Raw genomic sequence first — 17,609 nt, 5'->3', positions numbered from 1 at the left:
TAGTCTATCAACAGTCCAAAATGTCGCAGATCACTGCGGCCAAGCCTAGGGAGGTACCATGACCGGCAAGCGATGGCTTGCGGTTGCTTTTGCGGCCGCGATGTTCAGTACGAGTGCTCTGGCGCAAGGCATCATCTCCAACCTGCCGCGCGAGCAGACGCTAATTGTCGAGAACCCTGAGGGCACCATCAAAAACCCCGGCTGGTTCAACTATTGGTCAGTCAATGCCGGAGGGCGTTCCACCGGACTTCAACAGCTCGCCATGGACACGCTCTGGTACATCGATCCCGACCATGGCATCGATGGCGCTTGGGACAATTCTCTGGCCTCCGAACCACCCATATACAATGACGACTTCACCGAGATGACGGTGAAACTGCGTGACGGCATTACCTGGAGTGACGGCACGCCGTTCACTGCGGACGATGTTGTTTTCACGGTCCAGACCCACTTGAACACCGACGGGCTTTACTGGAGCGCGCCGGTACAGGTGAACGTCGAGAGCGTCGAGGCAGTTGATCCGACCATCGTTCATTTCAAGCTCAAGAAATCCAATTCACGCTTCCATGTACTTTTCACGGTGCGCTGGAATGCCATGTGGATCATGCCAAAGCATATATTCGAGACAGTCGATGATGTTCTGAAGTTCGACTTCAATCCGCCGCTATCGCTGGGCGCATACACGCTTGAGAACTATGACGAGAACGGCAAGTGGTTCATCTGGAAGAAGCGCGACGACTGGCAGAACACGACCCTTGCGCGCTTTGGCGAACCCGGCCCCACCTATGTCGCGTACACCGATCCTGGCCCGCCAGACAAACGCGTCATCGCCCAGCTCAATCACGAGCTAGACGTCATCCACGACGTGGCGCCCGAAGGCATGTTCACCCTGGCCCGGGAATCCGATACCTCCCAGGGCTGGTTCGACGGCTTCCCCTATGCCCATCCCGATCCCACCCTGCCGGCTATCATCTTCAACGCGCAGAACCCCAAGTTCAAGGATCGCGATGTCCGATGGGCGCTGACGTTGCTGATCGACATGAAGGCGGTTTCGATGGCCTCCTACCGAGGTGCAGCCACGATCTCCGCGATCGCCGTTCCGCCGACGGGCACGCATCCCGAAGACTATCACAAGCCCATGGAGGCATGGCTCAGCGAGTTTGAGATCGACACCGGCAAACGCGTCATCAAGCCCTATGACCCCACGGTCAGTCAGCAGATTGCCGACATGCTTCGGCCATCGATGGGCGATCAGGTGCCGAGCGATCCCGAGACCATCCGCAGCTCCTTTGGCCTCGGCTGGTGGAAGCCCGATCCGGAGGCGGCAGCCGAACTGCTTGAGCGGGCAGGCTACAGCAAGCAGGGCGATCAGTGGATGACGCCGGAAGGCGAGCCGTTCAAGATCAAACTCGTGGTCGAGGGAGAGAGCAGGCCGGTCATGACCCGCGCGGGAACCATGATCACCCAGCAATGGAAGCAGTTCGGCATCGACGCCTCCACCGAGCTTGCCGAGGGCACCTTGACGACCCGGCGCAATACCGGCGATTTCGAGGCAATCATCTCCTGGAGCGTGGAGACTTTCGGCGGCATTCCCGATCTCGCATTCTTCCTCGACAGCTGGCATTCTGATTTCATTGCCAAGCAAGGCACGCCGCAACCTCCACGCAACTGGCAGCGCTGGCAGAATCCCGAGCTTGACCGGATCATCGAGGACATGCGCAAGGTCGCGTTCGACGATCCGCGTTCGCTGGAACTGGGCCGGGAATATGTCAAGCTGATGGTCAAGGAGATGCCGATCATTCCGCTCATGTCTTATAACGTGTTCACCGTTACGGACACCGAGTACTGGACAGGCTATCCGACAGCGGACAACCCGTATACCAACCCGGTGCCAAACTGGGCCAACTCTCGCTACATGATGGTGAAACTGCGCCCGCAGGCGCAGTAACAGCCCGAGAACCGGCCGGCGCGCGTTCCAAGCGCCGGCCACCTTTCCCGCATCCAGTCCGACCGGGCCATTGCATATGTCATCCTATGGCGGCTATCTTATCAGGCGGCTGGGCCAGTTTGTACTCGTCGTCTTCATCGGCATCAGCATCACCTTCTTTGTGACCCATGCAACGCCGATCGATCCGGTCGAGACCACGGTTTCGGCGGCGGCGGCCTATGGCAGCACCAGCCCCGAGGCGATCGCAATGCTGCGTGCGTCGCTTCAGGAGCTTTACGGAACCCAGGGCCACATTTTTGAACAGTACCTGAACTATTGGGGGCGTATCCTCAGGGGCGATTTCGGCCCGTCATTGTCGGCCTTTCCGACACCGGTATCCGAACTCATCGGTCGCGCGATGCCCTGGACTATCGGCCTGTTGCTGGTCGCGACTCTGATCTCGTGGGTGCTTGGCAACATCCTTGGCGGACTGGCCGGTTACTATCGTGATAACCGCAGCCTGAAGGTGGTGGGGGTTATCGCCATGGGACTGCACCCGATCCCCTATTACATCGTGGCCTTCGTCTTGCTGGTGCTGTTCGCCTACCTAATCCCGATCTTTCCGCTGGGCGGCGGCTCCCAGATGAATCTGGCCACGGGCTTCAATCTGCCGTTCATCTGGAGTGTGATCCAGCATTCCTTTCTGCCCGCCCTGTCGCTCATTCTGGTCGGCATCGGCAGCTGGTTCATGGGCATGCGTGCGCTCGTCTCCAATATCGTCACCGATGACTACGTCACCTATGCCGAACTCGGTGGTGTCGACAGGAACCGCATCCTCTTTGCCTATGTCATGCGCAATGCGCTCGGCCCCCAGTTCACCGGACTGGCCATGTCTCTTGGCGCCATCTTCAACGGTGCGATCATCACCGAGGAGGTCTTCGGCTATCCCGGCGTCGGCAAGCTTCTGGTCGATGCCGTGCATGCCGGCGATTACAGTCTCGTCCTCGGAGTGACCACCGTCTCGATCCTCGCAGTCTCGGCAGCGGTTCTTGCGATCGATCTGATCTACCCGCTCATCGATCCTCGCGTGAAGGTGAGCTAGGCCATGCTGCGCATCATTCGCGACCTGTTGCTCACCAACCGAGAATTTCTCATCGGATTCGTTTTGATCGGCATCGTCATCGCCATGTCGATCTCCTCGCTGTTCTCGCCCTATCCCCCCGATCTGATCTATGTCGTTCCGCCCGACCTGCCACCCTCGGCGACCTACTGGATGGGGACGACCTCGCGCGGTCAGGATACGTTCTGGCAGCTCACCTTTGCCATCCGGAACACACTTCTTTTCGGTCTTTCGGTCGCGTTGCTGAGCCGTATCCTGTCGCTGATCATCGGATTGGCCTCGGGCTATCTGGGCGGCTGGACCGATCGCGTGCTGATGTCGATCAACGACACCTTCATCGTGATACCGCTCTTTCCGATCCTGGTCCTGTTCTATTTTGTCATGCGAGATTCGATGACCTGGGGTACGCTGGCGTTGGTCATGGCCTGCCTGGGCTGGGCTTACGACGCACGACTGATCCGTTCGGTCGCGATGAGTTTACGGACGCGAGAATTCACCGAGCAGAGCGTGTTTTCGGGCATGAGCACGACCCGGATCATCACCCAGGAGCATCTGCCCTATGTCCTACCGATCGTCTTCTCGACCACACTGAACAACATGAACTGGTCGATCGGACTCGAGGTCACCCTCTCCGTTCTGGGCTTCACCAACATCAACACGCCGTCGATCGGCGTCATGATCTACTGGGCCAACCAGCACACGGCGATGGTCGCCGGCATCTGGTGGTGGCTGGCCTTTCCGGTAATCCTTGTGGTGATGACCTTCATCGGCCTGTTCCTTTTGGCTGTCTCGATCAATGAATTCATCGATCCCAGGAGCCGGCTCTCCAGACTCAAGGGGGGCGGCTCATGAGCGATCCCGTGCTCAGCGTCGAAAATCTCAAGGCCTATTACGAAGTCGGTCAGTTCGGCGTCAGCCGTGAGGTACGCGCCGTCGACGACGTCTCATTCGTCATCCGACAGAACGAGATCTACGGGCTCGCGGGCGAGAGCAGCTCAGGCAAGACCACGCTCATCAAGACCATTGCCGCAGCCATCAGACCGCCCCTCTTCGTCAAGGCGGGCGCAATCCGCTTCCGCTTCGCCGGTGCCTCGGTCAACCTCTATGGTGGCGGCACCGACGATCTGGAAGCGTTGCGCTGGAAGCACCTCTCCTACATCATGCAGGGCTCGATGAACGTGCTCAATCCGGTCCGCCGGATCCGCCATAGCTTCGTCGATTTCGCGCAGCGTCATATCGGCCAGCCCATGCCGGCATTTCTGGAAACGGTGCGCAACCATCTGGCGCGGCTGCATCTCCAGCCTGGCGTGCTCGATAGCTTCCCGCACGAGCTTTCGGGCGGCATGCGCCAGCGGGTGACGATCGCGCTCGCCACGGTCTGCCGTCCGGAATTCATCATCGCCGACGAACCCACCACAGCGCTCGATGTGGTCGTGCAGCAAAGCGTCCTCGGCATGATCCGACAGGTCCAGCGCGAGATCGGGTCGTCCATCCTGTTCGTGACCCACGACATGTCGGTCCATGCCAATCTGTGCGACCGGCTCGGCATCATGTATGCCGGGCGGCTGGTTGAGGAAGGAGCTGTGGTCAGTATCTTCAAAAGCCCGCGCCATCCCTATACCCGGCACCTGACCTCAAGCCTGCCGCGCATCGGCGATACCCATGAACGCAAAGGCCTTGATGGATCCCCGCCCAGCCTCGCCGACCCGCCCCCCGGATGTCGATTCCATCCACGCTGCCCCCTTGCGATGGATATCTGCCGGCGAGAGGTTCCGCCGATGGCGGCAGTAAGCGGGGTCGACCAGCGTGTCGCCTGCTTCGCTGCCGACAAGGCAGCCCCGACATGACCGCGCCGCTGCTTTCCGTCGAGCATGTCGGCAAGACCTTTGCCGGTACCGGGCTGTTCTCGCGGCGCCTGGTCCGTGCGGTCGACAATGTGGATTTCTCACTTCCTTCCGGCGAGGCGCAAATCTTCACCGTCATCGGCGAATCCGGCAGCGGCAAATCCACCCTGGCGCGCATGATCCTCGGTATGATTGAGCCGACCGACGGCCGCATCGTCTTCGAGGGCCGGGATCTCGCCGCCGTCAGGAGCCGTGCCGACCGGCTGGCCTTCATGAAGCGGGTGCAGCCGATCTTTCAAAATCCGTTCGAAGCATTCAATCCGCTCAAGAAAGTCGATCGCTACCTCTTCAACTCCGCCCGGCGCTTTCTCGGCGCCCGCGGCCGGCCAGCCATCGAGCGCGCGGCCGACATGGCCCTGAATAAGGTCGGACTGACACTCGCCGAGGTCAAGGGACGCTTCCCGCACGAACTGTCGGGCGGGCAGCTCCAGCGCATCGCGGTTGCCCGGGCCCTCGTTTCCGAGCCTCATCTGATTGTCGCCGACGAGCCCGTTTCGATGGTCGATGCCTCGTTGCGGATGTCCATCGTCAACCTCTTCAGAAGCCTCCGCGACGAACTCGGCGTTTCGATCATCTACATCACCCACGATCTCGCCACCGCCTACTACATCAGCGACCGACTGATCATCATGCAGGCGGGCAAAGTCGTGGAAAGCGGCAACGCCCGCACCGTTCTGGATGCCCCGACCCACCCTTATGCCATCCGCCTCAAGGACGCCGTACTGGCGCCCGAGCCGGGCGCATCGCATTTTTGAACCGGAGACCAGCATCATGCCCCAGGCCACCTTGATGTTCGACAAGGACTTTACCATCGGCACAACCCATCCGCGTCTGTTCGGTGCGTTCATCGAACATCTCGGGCGTTGCATCTATGGCGGCATCTGGGAGCCGGGCCATCCGACTGCCGATGCGAGAGGCTTCCGCGGCGATGTCATGGAACTGGTCAGGGAACTGGCGCCCACGGTGATGCGTTATCCGGGCGGCAATTTCGTCTCTGGCTACAACTGGGAAGACGGTGTAGGTCCCGTCGAAAACCGTCCGAGCCGGCTCGATCTCGCATGGATGTCGACCGAGAGTAACCGGTTCGGCACCAATGAATTCATCGACTGGTGCAAGGTCACCGGCATCGAGCCCATGCTGGCGGTCAACCTGGGCACCCGTGGCGGCGATGCCGCGCGCAACATGGTCGAATACTGCAACCACCCCGCTGGCACCTACTACTCCGATCTGCGCCGCAGGCACGGCTGGGAGCAACCGCACGGCGTCAAGTTCTGGTGCCTGGGCAACGAAATGGATGGCCCCTGGCAGATGGAGGCCAAGACCGCCGATGAATATGGCCGGATCGCCGTCGAGGCCGCCAAGATGATGCGCTGGATCGATCCCACGCTTGAGCTCGCCGCCTGCGGTTCCTCCTCGCGCCGCATGGCGACCTATGGCGCCTGGGAACAGACGGTCCTCGAGCACTGCTTCGATCATGTCGAGTACATCTCGCTGCATACCTATCTCAACAACTATGCCGAGGATACGGCCGCCTTCCTGGCAAGCCCGGATCTCATGGACAGCTTCATTGAGGAGGTCGTCGCCATTGCCGACGCGGTGGCAGCCAAGAGACGCTCGAAAAAGCGTATCCAGCTCAGTTTCGATGAGTGGAATGTCTGGTATCGTACCCGCCGCGGCACCGCCAACCGCGTCAAGGAAGGCTGGCCGGTGGCACCGCCGATCCTCGAGGAAGTGTACAACATGCAGGATGCGCTCGCCTTCGGCGGTGCGGTCATCTCGCTTTTGAACCATGCAGACCGGGTGACGTGTGCCTGCCTCGCCCAGCTGGTCAACGCCATCGCGCCGATCCTGACCGAAACCGGCGGGCCGGCCTGGCGGCAGACGATCTTCCACCCATTCGCACATTTTTCGAACTATGGCCGGGGCGAGGTCCTGCGCCTTGCAGTAACCTCACCCACCTACGACACCCGCTATTACGATCCGACCCGCGACGAGGATCTTTCCTTTCCTATTCATGATGTGTCTTATCTCAAGGCGGCGGCCGTCCATGATACCCGGAACAACATGCTCAACCTGTTCCTGCTGAACCGGCATCTGAGCGAGGAACTCGCCCTTTCGGTCGATGCACGCGGGTTCGCCGGCCTCGAACTCGAAAGCGCGCTCGAAATGCGTGACGACGATCTCGACGCCGTCAATACGATGACCGCCCCGGATCGTATCCGTCCCGGAAAGCTGGAGGGTGTCACTATAGACAACGGCCGCATCTCTCTGCGGCTGTCTCCGGCTTCGTGGAACATCGTGCGACTGAAACTCCCTGACCGGCCCGGCGCTTGACAGGCAGGCCCGTCAATCCGCTACTGCTCAGCCTACGACGACGATCTCGTGTGCCTCCATTCGCGGCACACGCACACGCAGCCATTCGCCGTCGCGCTGCACCTGCGGGTCCGCGAGCGATACACGCAAGGCCACCGGCGGTATTGAGGCGTCGTTCCAGCGCAGACGGACATCGATCGGGCCGAGCGGCACCAGCGCATCCTGCCGGCCGGGCACCGGGGCAGTAACCACACGGCTCGTGAGATGCAGAATGCGGCGCGAACCCTGGGTATATCCCGTCAACGCGACGAGGCCCGTTCCGCCCTCGATCCGAGCGTCGTCGCGGTCGGCGAGCGCCCAGCGAACGGCGTTGGCCAGGAGATCGGCATGCTCGAACGAGCCCTCGCGGCCGTAGCAGCGATCGATATCCGCCAGAAACCAGACACCGCGCCCGCCTGCGTCTGCCAACGCGTCGCTTGCCACGATCGCGGGAATGTCGCTCGAGGGCTGGCGCATCCACGAGGTCTCGGGTGGATAGATCGGAAACTCGGGCACCCAGGTTGCCAGAACCTCGGCGCCATTCTCAACCCGCATGTGCGGCAGAAAGCCGCCAAACGGCAGGGTGTCGGCCTCATCGAACCCGGCCAGAACCGGATGTCGCTGGCTCGTCGCCTCCGGTGCGGCGGGATCGTGCGGACCATAGGTTACGGCCCTGAGTTCCGGCGTGAGACGCAGATATGAGTGACGCAGCGGTCGTTCGATATCGAGCTCGGGATCGCCGATCTCACCCATCGCAGCCCCGTCGGGGACAAGACCGAAGAGATCGGCGAGCGCCGGTGTAGAACGCCGTGCGCCATCGCCGTCGCAGGCGCCGGTCTCGCCGGTGATCACCAGTGCCCCGCCACGGGCGGCGAACGCGCGAAGTGTTTCGGCATCGTTTTTCGACAGGCAGCCGATATTGGGTAGCAACAGCACATCGAACCGATCGCCGCTGCCTGCAATCGTCGACAGCTCGACGGGAAGCCAGTCGATGCCGGCGCGCGACAGAGCGCGCGTCGACCCGCGATAGGGCGCGTGCGTCAACTCCTCGGCACGGTCACGGCCGAAAAGGTCATGATTGGCCTGGCTCCAGACCACACCCACACGCGCGATCGGGGTACGGTCGAAGAGAATATCCTCGTTGGCCTCGTGCCAGCCGAAGATGGCCTCGGCGGTGCGGTATTGCCGCCTGTCGTCGTGATTGGCACCGATATGGTGCCACCAAGGCTGGATACCGCCAGCGAACCCGGCCGATGCCCAGAGCAACACTTCTGCCGGCGGCATCGAGGCATGCCGGAACGCAGGCGAGCCGAGCTGATATTGCGGCGTGGATTCAGGGATGAGCTTCTCCCAGCCGAACAGGCCATGCAGGCGCTTTCCGACCTCGGTATTCTGCTCGAACCCGTCTTTCGGTGTACGGCGCTGGTGATCCAGCATAACAATCTCGGACCGGGAAAGAATTTCCTTGAGATCGATGAAACGGTTGCAGTTATTGAGAATTTCGCCCGAAATCATGCCCATCCACCGACAATCGGGCCCGCCCACGGCGGTCGTAACGGCGTTGTTATGCTCCCAAAGCCAGGTGCGGCGGCGGTAATTCCAAGCGATCCAGTCACGATAGACCGGATCGTTCCAGTCGACAACGGCCGGCAGGGTACCGCCTTCGGCAGCGATCCCTTTGCGGCAATTGTCGCAATGACAGATCCGGCTGCGCGGCAGGCCGGCCCATGAATTATCGGCGAAACCGTCAGGTGAAGAGCGTTCGATGATCTCGGTCATCACGTCGGGCAGATATTCGGCGTAATAGGCAGAATTGATGCAGGTGATGTATTTGTTGGCCTGCATCCAAGGGCTGCCATCCGCCTTGCGGCAGATCCATTCGGGATGCGTTTCGGCGAAATCCAGGGCGACGCGGTTGGAATCCATCCGGGCAATGACAGTGAGGCCCTCCTCTCGCGCATCGGCGACGATCTCGCCGTACAGATCGCGGTCGACCAGATACTCGGCACGATGGTGGAGGGGAAACTTCGACGGGTAGTATGCGACGATGCCCCCGGCATTGACGATGACACCCTGTACCCGCGTCTTGCGCCAATGCTGCCGCCAGAACGCGTTGTCATATCGCGACGGATCGATCTCTGTCAGATTCGTCTGCGCCCAACGCAACGTTGTCCGATACCAGGGGGTCGTCGTCACAGGCAAGGTCCTTTCAGTCAGGCAAAGGCAGGTGGCGTCAAACGGCAGGGCTGAGCGGAATGGGGTTCGGTTTGGCGAAATGGCATGCGGCGGCGTGGTCGTCCGCGCCAATGCCGGCGAGTAGCGGGCGTTCACGCCGGCAGACGTCCTGAGCGATCGGACAGCGGGTGTGAAACGAGCAGCCGGGCGGTACGTCGGTGGGGCTCGGCACGTCGCCCTCGAGAACGATCCGCCCGCTGCCACCATCCAGCTCGGGTTGCGGCGCCGCCGAAAGCAGGGCCTGGGTGTAGGGATGATGCGGCGCAGAATAGACCTGCCGCTTCGGTCCAATCTCGACGATCCGTCCGAGATACATCACCACCACCCTGTCGGCGATATGGCGGACAACGGCCAGGTCATGGGCGATGAAGAGATACGAGAAACCGGCGTCGCGCTGGAGATCCTGCATGAGATTGATCACCTGCGCTTGGATCGAGACATCTAGCGCTGAAACCGGCTCGTCGGCGACAATGAACGCCGGATTGAGCGCGATCGCCCGGGCAATGCCGATGCGTTGGCGTTGCCCGCCCGAGAAATTGCGCGGCAGCCGGTCCATGAAGGCAGGCGGCAGACCGACCTTGTGCAGGAGTTCCGCTACCCGGTCACGACGTTGCCGCGAGGAAGGAACAAGCCCGTAGACTTCAAGCGGTTCAGCGATGATCTGCGCAATGGTGCGACGCGGCGAAAGCGATCCATAAGGATCCTGGAAGATCATTTGCAGCTTCTGGCGCAGGGCGCGCATCTCTCCGGGCGAGGCCTTGAGAATGTCGCTGCCTTCGAACATGACCCGGCCCTTGCTCGCCTTGATCAGGCGCAGGATCAGGCGGCCGAGGGTGGATTTGCCGCAACCGGATTCGCCGACCAGTGCCAGGGTCTCGCCCGCCTCGATGCCGAAACTGACGCCGTCGACCGCCCGCACCGCATCCGATCTCCCCGAGAGCATCCCGGCCGATCCGCCGAACGTCTTGCCCAGATCGATGATATCGATGAGCACGCTCATGGCATGGCTTCCTGCAATTCCGCGCCCTCGGTCCGCGCCGTCACCCAGCACGCGGCGCCATGCCCCGGACCGAAGCCGAACATCGGAGGCGTCAGGGTGGCGCAGCGGCCGATGGCACTTTCGCAGCGGTCACGGAACGGACATCCTTCGGTGACAGAGCCGGCCATCGGCACGGTTCCGGGGATCTGGAATAATCGTTCGCGCTCGTCATCCTTTCGCGGCACGCTTTTCAGAAGTCCGCGCGTATAGGGATGTGCGGGTTTGTAGAGAATGCTGCGGATGTCGCCGATCTCGACAACCCTGCCAGCATACATCACAATCACGCGCTCGCAGACATCGGCAATCACGCCGAGGTCGTGGGAGATGAGCAGGATCGCGGTGCCGATCTCGCGCCGAATCTTCTTCATCAGTTCCAGGACCTGCGCCTGGATGGTCACATCGAGCGCTGTCGTCGGTTCGTCGGCGATCAGCAGGCGTGGCGAGCAGGCGAGCGCCATGGCGATCATCACCCGCTGGCGCATGCCACCGGAGAACTGGTGCGGATAGGCGCCGATGCGGCCCTCCGGATTGGGAATGCCCACCAGCCGCAGCATCTCGAGCGTGCGTTCCTGCCGCTTCGTCCGGTCATCCCAGCCGTGCAGCAGCAGCGCCTCGGCGATCTGGTCGCCGATGGTCATCACCGGATTCAGCGAAGACATGGGCTCCTGGAAGATCATTGCGATGTCGCGGCCGCGGATGCCGCACATCTCGCCATCGGGAATTTCGAGCAGGTTTCGGCCATCGAACTCGATGCGACCTGTGGCGATACGCGCGAGATGGCGCGGCAGGAGACGCATCGTCGCAAGCGAGGTGACGGACTTGCCGGAACCCGACTCTCCCACAAGGCCCACAGCCTCGCCCTGGCCCATTTCGAAGTTGACGTCGCGAATGACGCGAACTGTGCGGCCACGCTTGCCGAATTCCACCGACAGATTGGAAATCTTCAAAAGGGGCACGATCATGCCGAGGTTTCCGGGTCGAGCACGTCGCGCAAGGCATCACCGATCAGGTTGAACGAAAGCACGACCAGCGTGATGAGCGCGCCTGCGCCGATGATGGGCCACGGCGAGCCGAAAAGGTTATTGAGTCCCTCCTTGATGATGTTTCCCCAACTCGGATTGGGCGGCTGCGTGCCGATGCCGAGGAAGCTCAGCGAGGCCTCGAGCCGGATCGCCGAAGCGATCCAGAGCGTGATCAGCACCACGATGGGCGCGGCTATGTTCGGTATCACATGGCGCAGGATGAGCAATGGCGTGCGAACGCCCACGGCAATGGCCGCCTCGATATAGGGCTCCTGCTTTACGGAAAGGGTCGAGGCACGGGCGACGCGGGCAAATCCGGGCGTGAAAGCGACGGTGAGCACGGCGACGATATTCCAGAAACCACCGCCCAGGACGGCGGCGATCAGGATCGCGAGCAGCAACTCCGGGAAGGCCAAAAGAAGGTCGATGACACGCGATATGATCCGGTCGGCCATACCGCCGAAATATCCGGCGCAGACACCCAGTATCGTGCCGAAGATAGCCGCCAGCACCGGCGAGACAAAACCGAAGATCAGCGAATTGCGCGAGCCGTAGATCAGGCGCGAGACGACATCGCGGCCGAAGCCGTCAGTCCCGAGCAGGTGCTCGGTGGATGGACGCTGGTTTACCGAAAGGATCGACTGTGCAAGCGGATCGAAGGGCGCGATCAGCGGGGCGAACACGGCGGTAACGACGAACAGCAGGACCACGATCATGGCGACGATAGTCGACGGCCGTTCAAACACCACCCGCTGGAGCTTGGCAAACGTCGACACCGGCGGTGCGACCAGCGGTTCGATCCAGGTTTCACGAACCAAAGGCAGATCGAGGGCAGGGTCGGAACTATCGATCATTTCACCCGTATCCTTGGATCGACGATGACATAGATCAGATCCATCATCAGATTGATCGCCACCACAAAGAGCGCGAACACCGTCACCCCCGCCTGGATGACCGCATAATCCCGTTCGGCGATAGCCGAGATGAGCAGCTTGCCGAGCCCTGGCCGGTTGAACACCAACTCGACGGCGACCGAGCCCGACAGCGCCGAGAGAGTGGAAAGACCGAGGCCCGTCGTCAGCGGCAGAAGGGCGTTGCGCAATCCGTGCCGATAGACAACCCGCGGCTCGGGCGCCCCTTTGGCGCGTGCGGTGCGCACATAGTCGCGGCCCAGCACCTCCAGAAGTGCCGTACGGGTGAGCCGGCCGAGAAAGGCCGATTTGATGAAGGCCAATGTGATCGCCGGCAGGAAGACATGATACATCCGGTCGACGAACCCGTCGCCTCCGCCATTGATCGGGAACCAATGCAGGTTCAATGAGAAGGTGATCAGCAAGAGGGCGCCGAGATAGAAGTCCGGCACGGCGTAGCCGATCAGCGAATAACCGCGCATCGCGGAATCGGGCCAGCCATTGGCGTTCGTCGCCGCCCAGACTCCGAACGGGATGCCGATGATGACACCAAGCACAACCGAGGTGATCGTCAGTTCGATCGTATAGGGCAGGTTGTAGGCGATAAGGTCGATGACCTCCCGACCATTGATCAGCGAATGACCGAAATCGAGTGTCACCATGTTGATGATGAAATTGACGTACTGCATCAGGATGGGCTCGTTGAGGCCCATCTTCTCGCGAAACGCTTCGAGTTGCTCGGCGGTAGCCATATCGCCCAGCGCAGCGATGGCCGGATCGCCGGGCAGAATGCGCATGGCGAGAAAAACCAGAGTGAGAACGAGCAGAACCGTCGGAATGGCGTCGAGAAGACGGATCACGATGTAGTGGAACATGACGCCCCCCTCTCCACATGGGCCAAGAGTCTTCACGCCTGTAGCACCAGAATGTAGGGCTGATTGGACAGATCGTCATCCAGACCCGGCGCAAGGCGGCGTTCGCCCGCACAAGCCAGCGAAATGAAGAACTGCAGGTGAAAATCGGTGTCGAGATCGTCGGCCGGCACCGTGGCGACATGATCCTCGCCGTCCTGCGTCATGACAATCTCACGCCAACGCTGCGACTGGTCGGCAACGCGGTAATGCAACCGTGGCGGCGCATCGGCGTCACCCCGCCAGCGCAGCTCCAGTGCCTCACCCCGGCGGAAGGTCGCTGGCGCGTCAATGCCTCCAGCTTGGCGCAGCGGCCGCCAGGCGCGAATGGCAGCCGCCGCCCGCTTACCTTCCGCCGCAAGGACGAGACTTTCGGTGCGACCGAGCGATCGCTGCGCCTCCAGATCGCCCAGTTCACCACGCATCTCGGCCTGCCGCGACTGCCAGGAGCCACGCAGCCAGGCCTGCGGGCCATAGGTCAGATCGTCGGCATAGATGTCACGGGAGAGATCGGCGATCCGGTCCCAGGCCGCAACCGCGCGACGCGCATGATCTAGGACGGGTTCGATCAGCGCTGTTGCCCGTGTGGCGATCATCAGTTCCGCCCAGACTGCCGCGCGCTGCTTTTCGGCGAAGAACCCGGCGAGCCCGGCGCAGATCTCAATATCGATGGCGATCCGCCTCATCTCCGGGCGCATCGCACCGGCGGAACTCCCGATCTCGCTCCGTGCCGAATGGCATGTCGCCGCAAGCCGTGTCAGCCAGTGGGCGACATCGAGCGGGGTGTAGCGGTACTCCTCCCGACCCTCGAGCAGGGCTGCCACCCATTCCCGTGCCGTGGCGAAAAGCTCGCTGTCGAAAGTGGGCGCGTTGCCGAACCGTACCGGCCCGTCCATGTCCGCCACATAGGCCAGACCGCCGGCGCCGTCGAACAGGCCGAGATTGGTATAGATCTCCGGCCAGTAATGATTGTTCGAGGCCGAGGGCGCGTGAGTGAGCGAAACCAGCGGCAGAACCCGGCTTGCTGCCGCCAGCCCGCGCTCGCAGGCTTCGGCGGCATCGCCGGTGGTAAAGCGCAAATACCGCATCCAGCCATCCCTGGGTCCATCGGGGTTGTAGAGACCCCTGCCCCAGACACGATACTGATAGAGATATTTTTCCCAGTCGCGCCGGGGCGCGAGCCCTTGTGGCTGGTAGTTGAACCGCTGGCCGGGCACACCCGTACCCATGCGACCCTTGAAACTCAGCGGCTCGCACCACTCCACCCCATCGCTGCCGGCGAACATCGAGAGCCGGCCATAGCCGGCCGCCATAGCCGGATCGCCCCAGAGCAGGACACGCTGCGTACCGGCCCAGATCCGGTAGAACACGCTGTAATCCTTGTCCTTTCGCAGAAGATCGCCGTAGCTGTACCGCAGAAACCTGCGACTGCCCTCAGAGAATTTCTTGCGGCCGCTCTGCGCCTCATCGGGCGGATATTCCCTCTCGCGGATCGAGCACTGGTGGTAGGCGAGGCCCATATGCTCGCCCATATATTTCGGCGAGGCTGCGATCGGCATGCCCGACTCGCGGGCGAGCGCCAGCATCTGATGGTCGAGCCCCTTTCCATGCATGTCGATCTCAACCGGTCGGCCGGCTCTGGCAACACCCTCGAACGCCTGTTCCCAGAAGCCGTAATCGCCCTCGGGAATGCCGCCCTCGACATGGACGCGAAATGTCAGGCCGGTGATCTGCGGCACCTCGAGCAGAAGCCGTGTGATGGCATCACGGCAATAGGGTGCAAGATTCTCGCGCGTCACGCCCTCGACCGTGTAATTGGCGTCGGGAACGTCATCGAAGTCGTAGCGCTGCGTCCAGAGCGCAAGCTGAAAGTCGAGCCCGCGTCGAGATGCTTCGCGCCCAATGAATTTGAGCATCTCTAGATTCCATTCGCGCTCGTCGGCTGAAAGCTCGCGCACGCCTATCCCATAGTCCGGCAGATCGAGCAGATAAGGATAGGGAAAGTAGAAGTAGACGTCGCGAATCCATGGATTGTGATAGGGATAATTGTAGCCGAAACCGAGCGCGAGCGAGAAGCGATTGAACCTGTTCGAGGCCAGCATCGAAAGATAATCGCGCCAGCCCTGGCGATCATGGAACCAGCCATTATCCTCTTCTTCGGAACAGAACAGCCGGCTGATCGAACGAATCCGCGCTGTGGGCTTCTCGATACAGGGAAAAGGCCCGGCAAACGGATCCGTGCCCTCGGCATATGCTGCGCGATCCGCAAGTTCGCTCAACGCATAGGCGAGCCCCCTCGCGTCGTTGCCTTGGACACGAATGCGATCACCGTCGCGCCAAAGCCCGAAACTCTCGGGCCCATTGAGGAGCCCCCCGTCTGGAAGCTCGATCGTAATCTCGGCCCTGGTATCCAGACGCCGTCTGTAAAGCGTTGCGACGAGTTCTTCTATTGCCCATGCGGGAGCACCGCTCACAGCGAGCCCGCCTGGATCGGCAAGGCGCAAGTTGGAATATTGGATCATGACGGGCCTGGACGGTTGGAGGATGACGGAACGCGGGCGTCAACCGATGGTGGCTTTTGTCAGGCGCCAGTGTGCGTAGCCGGATTCGAGATTGTAACCGAGATCGACGTTAGCCGCCCGTACGATCAGGTAACCGTTGGTCACCACAGGCAGCAACGGCATGTCGGTCAGGAACTTCATTTCGATGTCCTGCACCTTGGTGATGCGCTGATCGAGCTCCGGCTCCGCCATCGCTTCCTTCAGCATGTCGTCGATGCCCGGAATGACGACACCGTAATGCGAGAAGTTCGGACCGCCCGTGCCATCGGCCTTGACCTCGTTGGCAGCAGTCAACTGTTCGCTGATCGCGAGCGTCGGCACCGGCGGATAGGCGGCGGACCGCTGGAAGATCGTGTTGGTCCCCGTCGCTTGGTCCGCATGGAATGCGGTGTGATCCTTCATCTCGAGCTGCATGTCAATGCCACCTGCCCGCAGAAGCTGCTGGATCATCAGCATGATCGAGGAATAATCCTCGCGCTGTGAGGTATAGGCGGAGAATTGGAACCCGTCCGGATGGCCAGCCTCGGCGAGAAGCGCCTTCGCCTTTTGGATATCGAGTCTGTAGGCGACGTCGGCGGGAATGGTGTCCTCGTTGAAGCCTCCCGGAAATGCCGGCGGATTCATGCCGAAGGTCCGCTTCGAAATCGGCGCCATCGCCTGTGCGATCTGGTCGCGGTCGATGAGGTAGGCGCAGGCCTGGCGGACACGCACATCGTCGAACGGCTTGACCGTGAGGTTGAACGAAATGGTGAAGAACGATCCGGGGCTCGCCACGTCGAAATGCAGATCGGGAGCCTGCGTCTGGATCGAGGGCACCCAGCCCGGCGCACGGACGCCTTCCATCATCTGGATATCGCCGGAGAGCAGAGCCAGAGTCCGAGCGGTCGTGTCGGCGATGTAGCGCACCTGGAAAAGCGGAATGTTCGGCTTGGGACCCCAGTAATCGGGGTTGACCTCCATGAGCACGCCCTCGCTCGGATCTTCAGCGACGTTGACAAGCTGGTACGGTCCGGTCCCGACCGGGTCCTTCTCGAAGGCCTCCGCGCCCTTCTCCTCAAAGGCCTTGCGCGAGACCGTCGAGGCGGAATGGTGCAACATCGGGCCCATCGTCCAGAGCGGGTCGGGCTGCTTGAGATGCATCACGAAAGTATGATCATCCGGCGCCCCGACGCTGGCAAGGTTTTGCCAGAGTGCGGTGCGCACACCGAGTTCGTCGGGGTTGAGCAGACGATTGAACGAGAAGGCCACATCGGCGGACGTCATCTCGCCATAGCCTTTCTGGAACTTCACGCCCGGACGGAGCTTGAAGGTCCAGATCGTACTGTCCTCATTGGCCGACCAGCTCTCCGCGAGCGATGGCTGCACCTCATCCGGCGCCTGCGGAAATCGTCCAAGCGGTACCTCGACCAGAGTGTCAAAGATGTGGATGATCGCCCATTCGTCGGCACCCTGAATGGAGCGCGCCGGGTCAATAGTGCGCAGACCGCGCGCCGAAAGCGCCATCCGCAAGGTATCGGTACCTTCCGCGGCGACGGCTGCCTGCATGCCGAATGAAACGCCATAGCCAAAGCCCAGGGCAACCGTACCGCTGCGCCCCATGAATCCCCGTCGTGAAAATGTCATTCCT

Annotated in this window: 13 protein-coding genes; 6 read left to right on the top strand and 7 right to left on the bottom strand. The window is 61.6% G+C overall.

The features are described 5' to 3' along the window. Nucleotides 1-58: 58 nt before the first annotated feature. The 6 genes from H6851_21265 to H6851_21240 all read left to right on the top strand — a co-directional run bounded on the left by H6851_21265 (nt 59) and on the right by H6851_21240 (nt 7,285). Nucleotides 59-1,948: an ABC transporter substrate-binding protein gene (locus H6851_21265; GenBank protein ID MCB9946137.1), complete on the top strand. Its 1,890-nt coding sequence runs from the start codon at nt 59-61 to the stop codon at nt 1,946-1,948. Nucleotides 1,949-2,024: 76 nt separating this feature from the next. Next, the gene (locus H6851_21260; GenBank protein ID MCB9946136.1) at nt 2,025-3,029 is read left to right on the top strand and encodes an ABC transporter permease; all 1,005 of its coding nucleotides are present in this window, start codon (nt 2,025-2,027) and stop codon (nt 3,027-3,029) included. 3 nt (nt 3,030-3,032) lie between these two features. Further along, nucleotides 3,033-3,899 (top strand): ABC transporter permease, encoded by an 867-nt coding sequence (locus H6851_21255; protein MCB9946135.1) that lies wholly within the window; start codon nt 3,033-3,035, stop codon nt 3,897-3,899. Further along, nucleotides 3,896-4,894 carry an ABC transporter ATP-binding protein gene (locus tag H6851_21250; protein MCB9946134.1) on the top strand — a complete coding sequence of 333 codons (999 nt, stop codon included), beginning with the start codon at nt 3,896-3,898 and terminating at the stop codon, nt 4,892-4,894. The genes H6851_21255 and H6851_21250 overlap by 4 nt, the downstream gene beginning before the upstream one ends. After that, the gene (locus H6851_21245; GenBank protein ID MCB9946133.1) at nt 4,891-5,706 is read left to right on the top strand and encodes an ABC transporter ATP-binding protein; all 816 of its coding nucleotides are present in this window, start codon (nt 4,891-4,893) and stop codon (nt 5,704-5,706) included. The genes H6851_21250 and H6851_21245 overlap by 4 nt, the downstream gene beginning before the upstream one ends. 16 nt (nt 5,707-5,722) lie before the next feature. Next, nucleotides 5,723-7,285 carry an alpha-N-arabinofuranosidase gene (locus tag H6851_21240; protein ID MCB9946132.1) on the top strand — a complete coding sequence of 521 codons (1,563 nt, stop codon included), beginning with the start codon at nt 5,723-5,725 and terminating at the stop codon, nt 7,283-7,285. A gap of 27 nt (nt 7,286-7,312) precedes the next feature. Here the strand turns inward: H6851_21240 and H6851_21235 are convergent, their stop codons facing one another. Genes H6851_21235 through H6851_21205 form a run of 7 tightly spaced genes read right to left on the bottom strand, consistent with a single transcriptional unit; the run spans nt 7,313 to nt 17,605 of the window. Then, entirely contained in the window at nt 7,313-9,499 is a 2,187-nt protein-coding gene (locus tag H6851_21235; protein MCB9946131.1) for a Tat pathway signal protein, read from the bottom strand. Nucleotides 9,500-9,536: 37 nt separating this feature from the next. Beyond that, a complete protein-coding gene (locus H6851_21230; GenBank protein ID MCB9946130.1) occupies nt 9,537-10,538 on the bottom strand; it encodes a dipeptide ABC transporter ATP-binding protein in 1,002 nt (333 codons plus the stop codon). Then, on the bottom strand, nt 10,535-11,539 hold the full coding sequence (locus H6851_21225) for an ABC transporter ATP-binding protein (GenBank protein MCB9946129.1): 1,005 nt from the start codon (nt 11,537-11,539) through the stop codon (nt 10,535-10,537). The genes H6851_21230 and H6851_21225 overlap by 4 nt, the downstream gene beginning before the upstream one ends. Continuing rightward, nucleotides 11,536-12,453: an ABC transporter permease gene (locus H6851_21220; GenBank protein MCB9946128.1), complete on the bottom strand. Its 918-nt coding sequence runs from the start codon at nt 12,451-12,453 to the stop codon at nt 11,536-11,538. The genes H6851_21225 and H6851_21220 overlap by 4 nt, the downstream gene beginning before the upstream one ends. Continuing rightward, entirely contained in the window at nt 12,450-13,385 is a 936-nt protein-coding gene (locus H6851_21215) for an ABC transporter permease (protein MCB9946127.1), read from the bottom strand. Before H6851_21215 ends, H6851_21220 begins: the two co-directional genes overlap by 4 nt. Before the next feature lie 32 nt (nt 13,386-13,417). Then, nucleotides 13,418-15,943: a hypothetical protein gene (locus H6851_21210; GenBank protein MCB9946126.1), complete on the bottom strand. Its 2,526-nt coding sequence runs from the start codon at nt 15,941-15,943 to the stop codon at nt 13,418-13,420. 39 nt (nt 15,944-15,982) lie between these two features. Then, the gene (locus H6851_21205; GenBank protein ID MCB9946125.1) at nt 15,983-17,605 is read right to left on the bottom strand and encodes an ABC transporter substrate-binding protein; all 1,623 of its coding nucleotides are present in this window, start codon (nt 17,603-17,605) and stop codon (nt 15,983-15,985) included. Between the last annotated feature and the right edge of the window lie 4 nt (nt 17,606-17,609).

This window comes from Geminicoccaceae bacterium (genome assembly GCA_020638465.1).
Taxonomy (GTDB): domain Bacteria; phylum Pseudomonadota; class Alphaproteobacteria; order Geminicoccales; family Geminicoccaceae; genus JAGREO01.
Note: the sequence above shows the minus strand (reverse complement) of the source record. Positions and strands in the feature narration are given on the sequence as shown.